This window comes from Oxalobacteraceae bacterium OTU3CAMAD1 (genome assembly GCA_024123915.1).
Lineage (GTDB): Bacteria > Pseudomonadota > Gammaproteobacteria > Burkholderiales > Burkholderiaceae_D > Rugamonas.
Map to the genome: position 1 here is coordinate 107,294 of CP099650.1, position 15,247 is coordinate 122,540.

General features: G+C 65.8%; 12 protein-coding genes. 5 read left to right on the plus strand and 7 right to left on the minus strand.

All coding sequences use genetic code 11. From position 1 onward, the window contains the following. Positions 1-2: 2 nt before the first annotated feature. Entirely contained in the window at positions 3-314 is a 312-nt protein-coding gene (locus tag NHH88_00355) for a cupin (protein USX14286.1), read from the plus strand. Here the strand turns inward: NHH88_00355 and NHH88_00360 are convergent. From NHH88_00360 to NHH88_00385, 6 genes are all read right to left on the minus strand, one after another. Next, positions 311-3,466: a CusA/CzcA family heavy metal efflux RND transporter gene (locus NHH88_00360; protein ID USX14287.1), complete on the minus strand. Its 3,156-nt coding sequence runs from the start codon at positions 3,464-3,466 to the stop codon at positions 311-313. The genes NHH88_00355 and NHH88_00360 overlap by 4 nt on opposite strands. A 16-nt stretch (positions 3,467-3,482) precedes the next feature. Further along, positions 3,483-4,685 (minus strand): efflux RND transporter periplasmic adaptor subunit, encoded by a 1,203-nt coding sequence (locus NHH88_00365; protein USX17495.1) that lies wholly within the window; start codon positions 4,683-4,685, stop codon positions 3,483-3,485. A 10-nt stretch (positions 4,686-4,695) separates the two neighbouring features. Continuing rightward, positions 4,696-5,940, minus strand: coding sequence for a TolC family protein (locus NHH88_00370; GenBank protein USX14288.1), 1,245 nt, complete (start codon positions 5,938-5,940; stop codon positions 4,696-4,698). Positions 5,941-6,023: 83 nt separating this feature from the next. Continuing rightward, a complete protein-coding gene (locus tag NHH88_00375; protein USX14289.1) occupies positions 6,024-6,356 on the minus strand; it encodes a hypothetical protein in 333 nt (110 codons plus the stop codon). Positions 6,357-6,405: 49 nt separating this feature from the next. Then, complete coding sequence (locus NHH88_00380) at positions 6,406-8,589, minus strand: molybdopterin-dependent oxidoreductase (protein USX14290.1); 2,184 nt, start codon at positions 8,587-8,589, stop codon at positions 6,406-6,408. Between the two features lies 1 nt (position 8,590). After that, positions 8,591-9,061, minus strand: coding sequence for a (2Fe-2S)-binding protein (locus NHH88_00385; GenBank protein USX14291.1), 471 nt, complete (start codon positions 9,059-9,061; stop codon positions 8,591-8,593). A 305-nt stretch (positions 9,062-9,366) separates the two neighbouring features. On the opposite strand from NHH88_00385, the gene NHH88_00390 reads away from it, so the two are divergent. From NHH88_00390 to NHH88_00405, 4 genes are all read left to right on the plus strand, one after another. After that, positions 9,367-11,304 (plus strand): phosphatase PAP2 family protein, encoded by a 1,938-nt coding sequence (locus NHH88_00390; GenBank protein USX14292.1) that lies wholly within the window; start codon positions 9,367-9,369, stop codon positions 11,302-11,304. 73 nt (positions 11,305-11,377) lie between these two features. Continuing rightward, a complete protein-coding gene (locus tag NHH88_00395) occupies positions 11,378-11,932 on the plus strand; it encodes a hypothetical protein (protein USX14293.1) in 555 nt (184 codons plus the stop codon). A 57-nt stretch (positions 11,933-11,989) separates the two neighbouring features. After that, positions 11,990-12,295 (plus strand): hypothetical protein, encoded by a 306-nt coding sequence (locus NHH88_00400; protein USX14294.1) that lies wholly within the window; start codon positions 11,990-11,992, stop codon positions 12,293-12,295. 66 nt (positions 12,296-12,361) lie between these two features. After that, positions 12,362-13,900, plus strand: coding sequence for a carboxylesterase family protein (locus NHH88_00405; protein ID USX14295.1), 1,539 nt, complete (start codon positions 12,362-12,364; stop codon positions 13,898-13,900). Between the two features lie 105 nt (positions 13,901-14,005). On the opposite strand, the gene NHH88_00410 is transcribed toward NHH88_00405, so the two are convergent. Further along, entirely contained in the window at positions 14,006-15,130 is a 1,125-nt protein-coding gene (locus tag NHH88_00410) for a mechanosensitive ion channel family protein (GenBank protein ID USX14296.1), read from the minus strand. Positions 15,131-15,247: the final 117 nt, after the last annotated feature.

The window sequence follows — 15,247 nt, forward strand, 5'->3', positions numbered from 1 at the left end:
CCATGAAAATCGTCCGAGCAAGCGACTACACCGGCGCGCGCGCCTGGGAGGCGCTACCGATCACCGCGATTGACAACGCCACCGTGCGGCTGCACTGGACCGACCAACCCTACCAGTGGCACGTCAACGACGGCGACGAGGTGTTCGCCGTGCTCGATGGCGAGGTGGCGATGCACTACCGCGAGGACGGCCACGAACTGGTGGCCCACCTGCGCGCCGGTGACGTCTTCCACGCCGCCGGGGGCGACGCCCACTGCGCCCATCCGGTGGGACAGGCGCGCATCCTGGTCATCGAGCGCGCCGGCAGCGTCTAACCCGGCGTTGGCGTTGGCGTTGGCGTTGGCATTTTCCTGTCGCGGTGTGCCAGCCGGTATAGCAGCGGCAGCACCAGCAACGTCAGCGCGGTCGACGACAAGATCCCACCGATGACCACCGTCGCCAAAGGACGCTGGACCTCGGCGCCGGTGCCGGTGGCGATCGCCATCGGAATGAAGCCCAGCGACGCCACCAGCGCCGTCATCAGCACCGGACGCAGTCGACCCAGCGCCCCCTCGCGTATCGCCTCCTCCACCGTGCGTCCCTGCTCGCGCAAGGAGCGGATGTACGAGATCAGCACCAGTCCATTGAGCACCGCCACCCCGGACAGCGCGATGAAGCCCACCGCCGCCGATATCGACAACGGTATGCCGCGCAGCGCCAGCGCGGCGATGCCGCCGGTCAGCGCGAACGGAATCCCGCTGAACACCAGCAGCCCGTCGCGCAGGTTGCCGAACATCGCCAGCAGCAGCACCATCACCAGCAGCAGCGCCACCGGCACCACGATCTGCAGGCGGCGCGTGGCCGACTGCAGCTGCTCGAACTGCCCACCCCACGCGGTCCAGTACCCGGCAGGCACCTTGACCTGGCTTTGCAAGGCCTGCTCCGCCTCGGAAACGAAGGAGCCGATATCGCGTCCGCGCACATTGGCGCTGATAACGACGCGGCGCTTGCCGTCCTCGCGGCTGATCTGGTTCGGTCCCGGCGCCACGCTGAAGCTGGCCACCTCTCCCAGCGGGATGAAGTTGGCGCCGCCGCTTCCGCCAACGCCCCGTGGCAGCGGCACCGGCAGGCGTCGCATCACATCGAGGTCGTCGCGCAGCGCGTCCGGCAGCCGCACCACGATATCGAAGCGGCGGTCGCCCTCGAACATGGTGCCGGCCTCCTTGCCGCCGATGGCGGTGGCGATGGTCTCCTGCACTTCGCCCACATTGAGGCCGTAGCGCGCGGTCTTGCTGCGGTCGATTTCCACCGTCAGCATCGGCAGGCCGGTGGTCTGTTCGATCTTGACCTCGGTCGCGCCTTGCACCTTGCCCAGCGCGGCGGCGATCGTCGCGGCGGTGTCGTTGAGCACCGCCGTGTCGTCGCCGAACAGCTTGACGGCGACGTCGCTGCGCACGCCCGATATCAGCTCGTTGAAGCGCAGCTGGATAGGCTGGGAGAACTCGAACGCATTCCCGGGCAGCTTTTCCACCGTCTCCCGGATCGCCGCCAGCAGCTCGTCGCGCGACTTGCGCGGCTTGGGCCAATCGGCTTCCGGCTTGAGCATGATGTAGCCGTCCGAGATATTCGGCGGCATCGGATCGGAGGCGATTTCCGCCGTGCCGGTGCGCGCGAAGATGCGTTCGATCTCGGGGAATTTCTGCTTCAGGGTCAGCTCGATCTGCTTTTGCATCTCCACCGACTGCGTCAGGCTGGTGCCGGGGATGCGCAAGGCCTGGATGGCGAAGTCGCCCTCGTTCAGGTTCGGCACGAACTCGCTGCCCAGGCGCGTCGCCAACAGCAGCGACAACACCACCGATATCCCGGCGAACGTCAGCACGACCGGGGTGTTGGCCAGTACGCGCTCCAAAATTCCGCTGTACCACGCGGTGATTTTGCGGTGCTCCTTCTCGACCACGTTGTCGCCGATGAACAGCGCAACCGCGGCCGGGATGAAGGTGATCGACAACAGCATCGCGCCCAGCAGAGCGATGACCACCGTCAGCGCCATCGGATGGAACATGCGGCCCTCGACGCCGGTCAGCGCGAAGATCGGCAGGTAGACCACCATGATGATCAACTGGCCGAACAGCAGCGGGCGGCGCGACTCCTTCGCCGCCGCGTGGACTTCGTCGAAGCGCTCGGCAAGGGTCAGCGTGCGGCCTAGATGCTTCTGCGCGTGCGCCAGCCTGCGCACGCAGTTCTCGACGATGACCACCGCGCCGTCGACGATGATGCCGAAGTCCAGCGCGCCGAGGCTCAGCAAATTGGCGCTGACCTTGTAGGTGACCATGCCGGTAAAGGTAAACAGCATCGACAGCGGTATCACCATCGCCGTGATCAGCGCCGCGCGCATATTCCCGAGGAACAGGAACAGCACCGCGATCACCAGGACCGCGCCTTCGAGCAGGTTTTTCTTCACCGTGGCGATGGCCTTGTCGACCAACACCGTGCGGTCGTAGACGGTGATGGCCTGCACGCCGGCCGGCAGGCTGCGGTTGATGTCGACCATCTTCTTGTCGACCGCCTGCGAGACGGCGCGGCTGTTCTGGCCGATCAGCATGAAGACGGTGCCCAGCACCACCTCGCGGCCGTTGTCGGTGGCGGCGCCGGTGCGCAGTTCGCGGCCGATCTGCACCTCGGCCACGTCGCGCACCCGCACCGGCACACTGTCGACGTTACTGAGGATGATGTTGCGGATATCCTCCAGCGACTGCACCTGCCCCGGCGCGCGCACCAGCAGCTGTTCTCCGCGTTTTTCGATGTAGCCGGCGCTGGCGTTGGCGTTGTTGCGGTCCAGCGCCGTCACCACATCCTGCAAGGTCAGGCCGTAGGAGGCGAGGCGCTGCGGATTGGGCGCGACCTGGTATTCCTTGGCGTAGCCGCCGATCGAATTGATCTCGGTGACGCCGGCGACGTTGCGCAGCTGCGGCTTGATGATCCAGTCCTGGATCTCGCGCAGGTCGGTCGGCGTGTAGGGCGTGCCGTCGGCCTTCTTCGCCCCCGGCTTGGCCTCCACCGTCCACAGGTAGATCTCCCCCAGGCCGGTGGAGATCGGCCCCATGGCCGGCGCGATCCCGGCCGGCAGCTGCGCCCTCGCCTCCTGTATCCGCTCGTTGACCATCTGGCGCGCGAAGAAGATGTCGGTGCCGTCCTTGAAGATAACGGTGATCTGCGACAGCCCGTAGCGCGACAGCGAGCGTGTCTGCTCCAGGTTGGGCAGGCCGGACATGACGGTCTCGATCGGGAACGTCACGCGCTGCTCGGTCTCGAGCGGCGAGTAGCCCGGCGCGGCCGTGTTGATCTGCACCTGAACATTGGTGATGTCGGGTACCGCGTCGATGGGCAGTTTTTGATAGCTATAGATGCCGAAACCGGCCATCCCCGCCACCGCCAGCATGACCAGCCAGCGCTGGACGATGGCAAATCGTATAAGACGTTCGAACATGATGTCGTCCCCCGCCTCAGTGCGCGTGCTCGGCGCTGCCCTTGCCCAGTTCCGCCTTGAGGACGAAACTGCCGGCGGCGGCGTACTGCGTGCCCGCCGTCAGGCCTTGCAGGATCTCGGTGACCCTGCCATCGCTGCGGCCCGTCACCACGGCCTGCGGCTGGAAGCCGCCGGCCACCTTGACGAACACCACCGGCCTGTCCTCCAGGGTCTGGATCGCCTCGGTGCCGACGGTGACGGCGGCGGCGCCGGTCTGGCCGGACAGCACATCGACGTTGACGAACAGGCCCGGACGCCAGGCGCGATCGGGATTGGCCAGCGCCACGCGGGCCTTGGCGGTGCGGGTCTGCTCGCCGAGCAGCGAGCCGACGTAGGTGATCTTGCCGGTGGCCTGGGCATCGAACGCGGACGCCTTGACGGTCACCGTCTCGCCCACGCGCACCAGGTTAAGATCCTTGGGCGGCACGGCGATTTCCGCCCACACGGTCGACAGGTCGGAGATGGTGAACACATTGGCGTCCTCCTTCACCGCCTCGCCCAGCGCCAGGTGTTTTTCCATGACGATGCCGTCGAAGGGCGCGCGCAGCTCCAGCCGGTTCAAGTCCGCGCCGGAGGCGGCGCCGGTGCCGAAGGCGCTCAACTTCTGGCGCGCGTTCTGCACCGCGATCTCCGCTTCGCTCATCGCCTGCTTGGCCTGCAGATAATCCTGCTCGGCGGAGATCTTGTCCTGCCACAGCCGGCGTTCGCGATCGAGCGTGGTGGCGGCCAGCGCCAGCCGGCGCTGCGCCGACAGCAGCTCGCTGCGCTGCTCGGACAAGCCGCTGCTGGCGACCACCGCCAGCACCTGCCCCTGTTTGACGACCTGGCCCAGGTCCGCCATCACGGCGGTGACCACGCCGGACAGCTTGGGCACCACGTGGGCGGTGCGGTCCTCGTTGAAGCGGATTTCGCCGGGCAGCGTGATGGCGATGCTGATGTCGGCCGGCGCGGCGGCGGCGACGGCGATGCCGGCCGCCTTGATCTGCGCGTCGTCGAGCGCGATTTTTTCGGACTTTTCCTCCGCGCCGTGGTCGTCTTTACGTAGCACTACCGCTTCCGAACCATGGCCATCGTGATTTTCACGGTTTTCTTCGCCGTGCTTGGGCATCAGCATCCATGCGGCCAGCAGCACGCCGATCACCGCCATGACGGCGATCGTGATGTTCTGTTTCTTGGTCAGGCTACTCATTTTATTGTTCCTCTCCGAGGATGCGGCCGATGGCGGACTTGGCGCGATGCGCCTCCGCCAGGGCGTTCAGGTATTGGGATTTCGCCTGCAGCAAAGTGCGCTGGGCGTCGAGCACGTCGAGGAAGCCGAATTTGCCGTAATCGAAGCCGGTGCTGGCCGCCTCGTACGCGCTTTGCGCGCCGGGTACGATTTCGCTGCGCAGCGCCAGCGCCTGTTGGCGGGCGACGTCGAAATCCTCGCGCGCCTGCGCCAGTTCGGCGTCCAGCCGCAGCGCGGTGGAGCTCAACTCGTCGCGCGCCTTGTCGACGCGGCGCGCCGTCTCCAGCACATTGCCCTGGTTGCGGTCGAAGAAAGGCAGCGGCACCGAGATGCCGAATACCGCCTGCGAGCGCCCCAGCTCCTCGGAGCGCTTGCTGCCGACGTTGAGCGTGACATCGGGCACGCGGCGGGTCAGCTCCACCTTGGCCAGCGCCTGGCGCTTATCCAACTCCGAGCGCGCCAGCGCCATCCCCGGCGCCTGCGCCAGCCGGTGGTGCAACAAGGCCTGATCGGGCAGCGATGGCAGTGTATCGAGATCGCCGTCGGCCTTCTCGAAGCGCGGCGCCGGGTTGCCCCACATCGCCGCCAGCCGCTTGCGCGCGATCGCCAGGGTGCTGCGCGCGCGCAGCAGATCCAGTTGCACGGTCGACGCGGCGACCCGCGCGCGCGTCTCCTCCACCGGCGATACCTTGCCGGCGACCACGCGCCGTCCGGTGGCGGCGGCGGCGCGCTGCGCCAGTTCGGACGCCTCCTGCGCCAGCCGCAATTGCTCCTGCGCGGCCAGCACGGCGAACCAGCCATCGATGACATCGGCGCGGATATCGGCCTGCCGCGCGCCCAACTGCGCCGAGGCGCTATCGCGTTCGCGCTGCGCGGCCTGCATGCGCGCCCGCCGTTTGCCGCCCAGCTCCAGCGGTTGGCTTAATAGAAAGGTGGTCTCGCGCGTATCGCTGCTATTGCTGCGGCGCGTGTCCACCCGCTCCACCGACAGCGAGGGATTGGGCAGCAAACCGGCCTGCTGCACCGCACCGTCAACCGCCAGCAGCTCGTGGCGCGCGGCCGACAGGTCGGCGTTGGCGCCGGCGGCCAGCGCCAGCGCCGCCTCCAGGGTCAGTGGCCCGGTGGGTTCCGACGCGGGAAGGGGTGCGCCGGCCAGCGTGAACGCCGGCCATGCCGCTATATATAGCGACAAAACATACTTGAACATCGAATTCTCCGAATAAATGGAAAAGAATTCGACGAGACGTCACCGTCTTCCGATAGAAATATGAGGAGGGGAGTCTCGTCGCGCTAGACGACGAGCAGCCAATTGGGTCGCTGGGGCCCATCGGAGATGTGAGAATGATAATTCGCGAGCGGCGGCTCCGCATGCGATTGCGTCAGCGGCTGGACGGCCGCGCCGCTGTCCTCCAGTACGGAAGCCTGCACCGCATGGTGGCAGACTTCGCAGTCGCTATGGACTTTGACAGGTTTGCCGTGAGCCGGATCTTCGTCGGACTGGGCCTGGTGCTCATGGCCGTGGTGGCCGAAGTGGCTCACCTTGGCCGGCTCGTGCTGGCAATAGACGGCCGCCATCGACCAGGCGTACTGGATCGGCAGTATGGTCAGCAGCAGGATGAGCAATAGCTTTTTCACCGGACTATTGTAGCAGCCTGCCGCCGCCTGCGGCCCATCAGGCCTTTTTTAGTATCTCCGGACGCAACGGCATCTCGCGTACCCGCTTGCCGGTCGCCGCGAACACCGCGTTGGCCAGCGCCGCGCCCACGCCGGCCGTTCCCGGCTCGCCGATGCCGCCCGGCGCCTCGGTGCTCGAGACGATTTCGACCTCGATCACCGGTGCCTCGCTCAGGCGCAGGATGCGGTAATCGTGGAAGTTACTCTGCTCGACGCGCCCGTCCTTGAAGGTGATGGCGCCGAACAGTCCCGCCGTCAGGCCGTAGTTGATACCACTCTGGATCTGCGCCACCACGGTGTCCGGGTTGACGACATGGCCGCAATCGACCACGCACACGACGCGCTTGACCGCCACCTCGCCGTCGTCGTTGACGCTGACGTCGACCACCTGCGCCAGATAGGTGCCCCAGGCCCGCATCAGCGCGATGCCCCGGCCGGAGCGCGCCGGCGGCGTTTCGCCCCAGCCGGCGCGCTGCGCCGCCAGTTTCAGCACGTTGGCCGCGCGCGGCTGCTTATCCAGCATCGCCAGGCGGTAGGCCAGCGGGTCCTGGCCGGTTTTCTCCGCCAGTTCGTCGATGAAGCTCTCCAGCACCGCCATGTTGCGGGTCGGGCCGACACCGCGCCAGAAACCGCTCGGCACCGGGCCGTCCTCGCGCGTGTACTCCACGCGCATGTTGGGGATATCGTAGGAGAAGGTGTCCGAACCCTCGACGTTGTCGGTGTCCAGGCCATTTTGCAGGAACGACGGCGCGAACGTGGCCAGGTTCGACGGCCCGGCGATCTTGTGCGAGAACGCCACCGGCATGCCCTTGGCGTCGAGCGAGGCGGAGACCGAATGCGCGTACAGGCCGCGCACCAGATCGTGCTGGATATCCTCCTCGCGGCTCCACACCACCTTCAGCGGCGCCTTGACCTGTTTTGCCAGGGCGGCCGCCTGCACCACATAATCGGTGTAGAGGCGGCGTCCGAAACCGCCGCCGATCAGGTGGTTGTGCAGCGTGACCTTTTCCGGCGCCAGTCCCAGCACCTTGGCGGCGTCGTCGCGCGCGCGGGCCGGCACCTGCGAGCCGACCCAGATCTCGGCGCTGCCCTGCTTCGCGTTGTAATGGACGGTGCAGTTCATCGGCTCCATGGTCGCGTGGGCCAGCATCGGATTGATGTAGACCGCCTCCACGCGCTTGTTGTCGGCGGCGATGGCCTTGAGCGCGTCGCCGTCGTTGCGCGCCACCTTGCCGGGCTTTTTCAGCGCATCGACCATGATGGCGCGGACGTCGTCGGTGGACAGCTTCGCGTATTGGCCGTCGTCCCAGGTGATATCCAGCGCGGCAAGTCCCTGTTTGGCATACCAATAATTGTCGGCCACCACGGCCACCGCGTTCTCAAGCTTGATGACGCTGCGCACGCCGCGCAGCTTGCGCGCCTTGGCGTCCTTGACGGATTTGAGCCTGCCGCCGACGACCGGGCTGGCCGCCACCACGGCCACCTTCATGCCCGGCACCACGGTATCGATGCCGAACAACGCGGTGCCGTCGGTCTTGCCCTTGGCGTCGAGGCGCTTGAGCGGCTTGCCGATCAACTTGAAGTCTTTCGGATCCTTCAGCGCGATTTTCCCGGGCACCGGCAGCTTGGCGGCCGCTTGCACCAGTTGACCGTACTTGATGCGGCGGCCACTGGCCGCGTGCACCACTTCCCCGTGTTCGGCGCGGCAGCTGTCCGGGGCCACCTTCCACTGGTCGGCGGCGGCCTGGATCAGCACCATGCGGGCGGCGGCGCCGGTCTGGCGCATCGGCTCCCACATCAGGCGAATGGAGGTCGAGCCGCCGGTGAACTGGTCGCCAAAGGGCGCGCCGTAAACTTTCGCGTTGGGCGGCGCGTGGCGCAGCGCGATCTTGTCCATGTCGACTTCCAGCTCCTCGGCGATCAGCATCGGGATCGAGGTATAGGTACCCTGCCCCATCTCCACCTTGGGCATGGTGAGGGTGATGGTGTCGTCGGCGCCGATGGCGATGAAAGCGTTCAGATCGGCCGACGCGGCGACAGGGCTGGCCGCGGCGGTGGCGGCGAACGCCTCGCCCGGCAGCGACCAGAAGCCGACCATCAGGCCACCGCCGGCGGCGGCCGCGATTTTAAGGAAGCCACGGCGCGATTGTTCGATGGACGGCGGATTAAAGGGAGCGTTCATCTCAAGCCCCCTTCAACAGTGGCGACTTGGCGGCATCCTTGATCGCCGCGCGGATGCGGGTATAGGTGCCGCAGCGGCAGATATTACCGGCCATGGCATCGTCGATATCGGCATCGGTCGGCTGCTTGTTCCTGGCCAGCAGCGCGGCGGCGGACATGATCTGGCCCGACTGACAGTAGCCGCACTGCACCACCTCGGCGGCGATCCAGGCCTGCTGCGCGGCCTTGCCGGCCGGCGTAGCGGACACGCCCTCGATGGTGGTGATTTTCTTGCCCGCGACCGCCGACACTGGCAGCACGCAAGACCGGGTGGCCTCGCCGTCGACGTGCACGGTGCAGGCGCCGCACAGCGCCATGCCGCAGCCGAATTTGGTGCCCATCATATGCGCCTCGTCGCGCAGCACCCACAACAGCGGCATATCGCCCGCCACATCGAACTCCCGGCTCTTGCCATTGATTTCCAACTTGACCATGTGCGGCTCCCGAACGGATAAAGCCACACTATAGGCAGATATGTCCTCCCAACAATACTCCCCAAAGGTGATACATCCAAGTTGCAAACCAGATCCGGGGTCAGGTCCTCCATTGCTACACGAACTGAACACTAACCGGGCGAAACGGCGGTTAGAGCCCCTACGGACCAGCCCGTGTAGCAATGGCGGACCTGACCCCGGAGTATATTTTCGAGTGGGAGCGGTTCCATTGCGGTTGCGTAACAACTATGTCATATGCCGTCATTACTCTATGGCCTTTTTACTTCTGACCATTGGATCCCCACATGCATCTCGTTCCGTCGCGCCCCCTTATCCTCGCCATCAGCATCGCCGTCGCCCTGAGCGCCTGCGGCGGTTCCAGCAATGACGATCAGGTCACGGCCGTTCCGGCGGCACCGGCCGACCAGGGCGCGGCAGACGTGGCCCCGGTGCCGACCGTCACCGCCTTCGTCGATACCGCCTTCAGCAACCAGCGCGGCGACGCCCGCTACGCGACCCTCGACACCAACGCCGGCGTGCGCGTGCTCGCCGGGATGCTGCAGATCTGGAAACCGTTGACGGAGATCGTCGACGCGGGCGTGACCGCACCGGGCGTCGGCAACTTCCCGGCCGTGGCCGCCTCCGCCTGGACCGGCGTGCCGAACGACGGCACCAACGGCGGCACCATCCTCAACCAGGCCGTCCACAACGCCAACATCGACTACGTCGTCAAAGCCACCGCCAACCGCACGCCGGAACAGGCGCTGGCCGCGTATCTGGACGACCGCCGCAACAAGGGCTACAGCGTCAGCGACGGCATGGGCCCGCTGACCAACGCCTGGCGCGCCGCCGCCCAGCAGACCACCACCATCAACGCGATCGCGCCCGACGCCACTACCGTGCTGTACAACGACGGCGGCAACAACAACGGCGTCGGCGGCAGCGCCAACCCCACCTTCGGCGCCGTCGTCGATCTGGTCAACATGGTCGGGGCCAACGGTTCGACCGAGCCGGCCAAGCGCTTTTATAAATATGCCCGCCCTTACCGCTGGAGCAGCGCGGTGCAGGTGTTGCCGGCGCTGAACCCGGCCAAGAGCCCGACCCCGACCACCGATGGCGGCTTCACCAGCGGCCACTCGGCCGAGTCGGTGCGCAACGCGCTGGCCATGGCCTACGCGGTGCCGGAGCGCTATCAGGAAATCATCAGCCGCGGCCTGGAATTGGGCGAGTCGCGCATCCTGGCCGGCATGCATTCGCCGCTGGACGTGCTGAGCGGCCGCATCCACGCGCAAGCGGTGGTCGCCGCCGCCATGGTCGACCCGGCCAACGCCGCCAAGAAGACGGCCGGCTACGCCCAGGCGCACAGCGCCCTGATGGCCGCGACCGCGACCACGCCGACCACCTTCACCGCGTTCGCCCAATCGGGCAGCGACCGCTTCTCGGACTACGCCACCAACAAGGCCAACTACCTGCGCCGCATGACCTACGGTTTCGCGCCGATCGCGCCGACCAACGCGCCGGCCTCGGTGCCGAAGGGCGCCGAAGTGTTGCTGGAAACGCGCCTGCCTTACCTGAGCGACGCCCAGCGCCGCGTGGTGCTGAAAACCACGGCCGTCGCTTCCGGCTATCCGGTCATGGACGATCCTGAAGGCTGGGGCCGCCTTAACCTGTTCTCGGCGGCCGACGGCTACGGCGCCTTCACCGGCAACGTGGTGCTGGTCATGGACGCGTCCAAAGGCGGCTTCAACGCTGCCGACCGCTGGCGCAACGACATCGGCGGCAGCGGCAAGCTGGTCAAGCAAGGTAGCGGCGCGCTGAAACTGGCCGGTAACAACACCTGGACCGGCGGCACCGAACTGACCGCCGGCGCGCTCGAAGGCGCGTCGCCGACGGCATTCGGCGCAGGCGACGTCTACGTCAGCGGCGGCACCCTGGTCGCCAACGCGCCGGCCGGCTTGAAACTGGCTCGCGCTTACACGCAGCTGGCCGGCGCCACCACCCTGGAGCTGAACGCGCTGGGCGGCGCCAAGGGCACCATGACGGTGGCCGGCACCGCCACCATCGTCGGCGGCGCCTTGCGCGTCAAGTTCCCCGGCAGCTACAAGCCGAAGGCGGGCGAAAGCATCATCGTGCTGAGCGCGGGCAGTCTCAAAGGCCGCTTCACCAGCATCGTCGTCGACGGCTTCGCCAAGGTCGATCCGGTGTACAGCGCGACAACGCTGACGTTGACGGTCGGTAGCTAACTCTTCCGCTCTACCGGTATCATGGGGCATGATGCGATCATGCCCTTTTTTTATTGGATAACGCGGAAACCCGATGAACGACAACGACCCGACATCGCACCCCCAAGGCGATTTTTTCAACGCCGACCGCTTTCACAACGACCTGCAGAATTTCTCCAAGCAGATCGCCGGCTGCGACAAACTGGTGCGCATGGCGAATATCAGCCTGAACCAGATCGACGCGCGCATCGCCGAGGCGGCCAAGATCGAGGCCAAGGCGGCCGCGATTGTCGACGCCACCGCCAAAGAGGCAGGACGGGTGGCGGCCGAATCGGCCAGCATCGCGGTGGCCGACATGATGGGCAAGATGGCGGCCGTGACCAAGGAGGCCGAACAGGTCGTCCAGGCGATCAACCGCAGCCGTGGCCAGACGGGCTTGTGGATCGCGTTTTATGTCGCCTGCACCTTGGTGATGTGCCTGCTGACGGCGTGGATTACGCAACGCATCGCCAAGTCATCGGCGATCACCCCTGAAATCACCGAGTCGATCGCGCTGGGCGAAAAGCACGAGACCTTGCTGCGCAAGGCAACCGACAAGGAACGCAAGCTGATCAACGAGATCATCGCCCGCAAACCGAAATCCAAGTAGCGTTAGATACAGGTAGGATATTTGACCACTGCGGCCGCCCTGATTATGATTGGAGGTATGGAAGCGCGCCTGATCAAGCTCGAAGAATTCGCCGTCGAAACGCGGGAGCGTCTCGCGAAAATTGAGTTGCGTCTCGAACAAACCGCCACGAAAACGGACATCGCCGATATCCGCGCTGACATGCATAAGGCTAGCGCGGACATTGCCCGTTGGATGATCGCAACGGTGATTAGTCTCTTCTTGGGTTTTGGGGGACTATTTTTCTTGGTGACCAATTTTACGAGAACTCCGGCGCCAACCATTAACCCGGCACCTATCGTCATTTACGCACAACCGCCAACCCTGCCCCCCGCAGCCAATTAATATCGTTCCCCCGCCTGGTGATTATCAGAATTGCATCGCCCGAGCGTTCACGGCAGACTCGCTGTCATGAAAACACTCTTTAGCGCCGTGCTGATCACGGCAATCGGTTGCGCGTCCGCTCACGCGCAGCAAGTGGAAGTGGCCGGCGGCAAAGTCGCCGGCCAGCCCATGGCTGACGGCAGCACCCTTTTTTACGGCATCCCTTACGCCGCCGCGCCAACCGGCGAGCTGCGCTGGAAACCGCCCGCGCCGCGCGCCGCATGGTCCGGCGTGCTGGACGCCACCAAGATCGCCCCCGCCTGCGTCCAGGGCGACACCGGCTGGAACAAAAGCTTCATGACCACCATGCGCGAGGATTGCCTGACGGTGTCGATCCGCACGCCGGCGATGCCCACGAAAACTACGGAAAGCAAGGCCCGGCTGCCGGTGCTGGTCTACCTGCACGGCGGTTCCAACGCCTACGCCGGCGCCGGTGACATGGCGGAAGACGCCCTGCACCGCGAAGGCATCGTCCTGGTCAAGGTGCAATACCGGCTCGGCGCCTGGGGCTTCCTTGGCCTCGACGCCCTGCGTGAAGAAAGCCCGCAGCGCGCGTCCGGCAACTACGCGCTGCTCGACCAGCTCGCCGCGCTGAAATGGATACAGGCGAACATCGCCACGTTCGGCGGCGACGCCGGCAACGTCACCATCACCGGCAACTCGGCCGGCGCGTTCGATGCGCTGCTGCTGACCATGTCGCCGCTGTCGCAAGGGTTGTTCAAGAAAGCGATCCTGCAGGCGCCCGCCCCCGGCGCGCCCCGCACCGCGCAGCAGAACGAGGCAATCGGCAACGTGCTGCTGGATCGCCTGAAGCTGCCACATGGCGCCGAAGGTCTGGCCAGGCTGCGGAAGCTGCCGGCGGCGACCGTCGACGCGGCCGCCGCCAACCTGCCGACGCCGGACGGCGTCGATCCGAGCTTCATCTGGGAACAGCAAATCATCGACGGCCACGTGGTGCGGCTGCCCTACGCCGAAGCGTATGCCAAGGGCGCTGGCAAGGATATTCGCGTCATCATCGGCAGCAACAGCCAGGAGCTGGGCTCGGACCGCAAGCCGGAAACCGTGCCGGCGGTGCTGGCGGCGGCGTTCGGCAAGCATGCGCAGGCGGCCAACGCGCTGTACCGCGATGATGCCGTGCTGGGCAGCGTGTCGACGCAGTTGATCACGGACATGTGGTTCCGTTGTCCGGCCAGTTGGGTGTCGCAGCATATGGCCGATCCGGGGCACGTATGGCGCTATGAGTTCGGGCTGGGGGCGCCGGGTTCGGGCAAGCCGCCGGAGCACACGTCGGAAATGGATTATGTTTATCGCGCACCGCCGGCCAAGGCGCTGCCGGCCGAATGGCCGCCGGTGCTGCGCTACTGGGCCAATTTCATCCGCAACGGCGATCCGAACGGCGCCGGCTTGCCGCGCTGGCCGGCGGTGGGGCAAAAGTCCTGGGAGGCGGCGGCGTATCTGGATATCGCGCCCACCGGTGTCGAGGCACGCAAGGGTTTGCGCGCCGCGCAGTGCAAGTTGATGTATCAGGAGCGGGATTATCCGCAGTCGGCGACCGTGCCGAATTAGTCGCCAGCGGTACCGCATGAGCCGCTGGCGGTGCTTACATGGCGGATTACGCTTCACTAATCCGCCCTACGTGGTTTAGAAGAACACTACAGGACCGTATCCTGGTTAGGGCGCAGGGCTGTCCGCTACGTGCACGGCGCGTTTGCCCAGGCTTTCCTCTTGCGGCCCAGGCGCGTCCAGCACGGGACGCAGGCGCGGCAGCGAATCCGGATAGTTGGCCGCCACGAAGGCGATGATCGCTTCGCGGATCTCGCAGCGCAGATCGAATGCGGTGCCGGAATCCTGCGCGCTGATCAGCAGCCGCAATTGCATGCCCCGGTCGTCGGCGTCCGTCACGTGCAGCACGCACACCCGCTGGTCCCAGCGCGACGACGCATGCGTGATGCGCTCGAACTCGGCCCGTATCGCCGGCACCGGCACGCTGAAGTCCAGCCACAAAAACACCGTGCCGAGGATCGACGAAGAAGTGTGCGTCCAGTTCTCGAACGGATTCTCAATAAACCATTGCAGCGGCACGATCAAGCGCCGCTCGTCCCAGATCCGCACCACGACATAGGTGCCGGTGATGCGTTCAACGCGTCCCCATTCGCCTTTGACGATCAGCACGTCGTCCAGGCGGATCGGCTGCGAGAAGGCGATTTGCAGTCCCGCGATAAAATTGCCCAGCACCGGCCGCGCCGCGATACCGGCCACCAGACCCGCCACGCCGGCCGAGGCCAGCAGACTGGCGCCGACCTGCCGCGCCCCCGGCAACGTCAACAACACAAAACCCAGTCCCACCAGGCCAATGATGAAGTTGGCGCTGCGGGTCAGCACGGCCGTCTGTGTCAGCAACCGGCGCGCGCGCAGGTTGTCGGCGGCATCGACCGGATTGACGTCGGTGATCGTGCGCTTGATGGAATTGACGCAGGCGATGGCCAGCCAGGTCAGGCAAATGATCAGCAGCACATTGTTGATGCGCGATATGGGCACCAGCAACGGCATGTTTTCCGGCGCGCCGGTCAGCACCACCCGCAGCGCGAACAGCACCATGCACAGCTGGCTCGGCCGATAGCCGTACTTGAGCGCATTGGTGGTGTAAGGGCGGTTTCGCGCGATGCGGCGCAGCAGCATAATGCCCGCCCGATGCAACAGTAGAGCCACAGCAACAAAAACCAAGGCGCTGACGCCCACCACTGCTGCGGCGCGCCATGGCCCCTCGTGCATATCTGAGAAATAGTCTAGTTCCATGGGCCTGATTCTAGGGGACTCTGCAATGTTGCGGCGCGCCATTTGCCCGCATGCGTGCGCTAGCGAACAAAGGTTTTTCCGCTATGAATGAAACAATAGAGGAGCTGAGGTCGATTG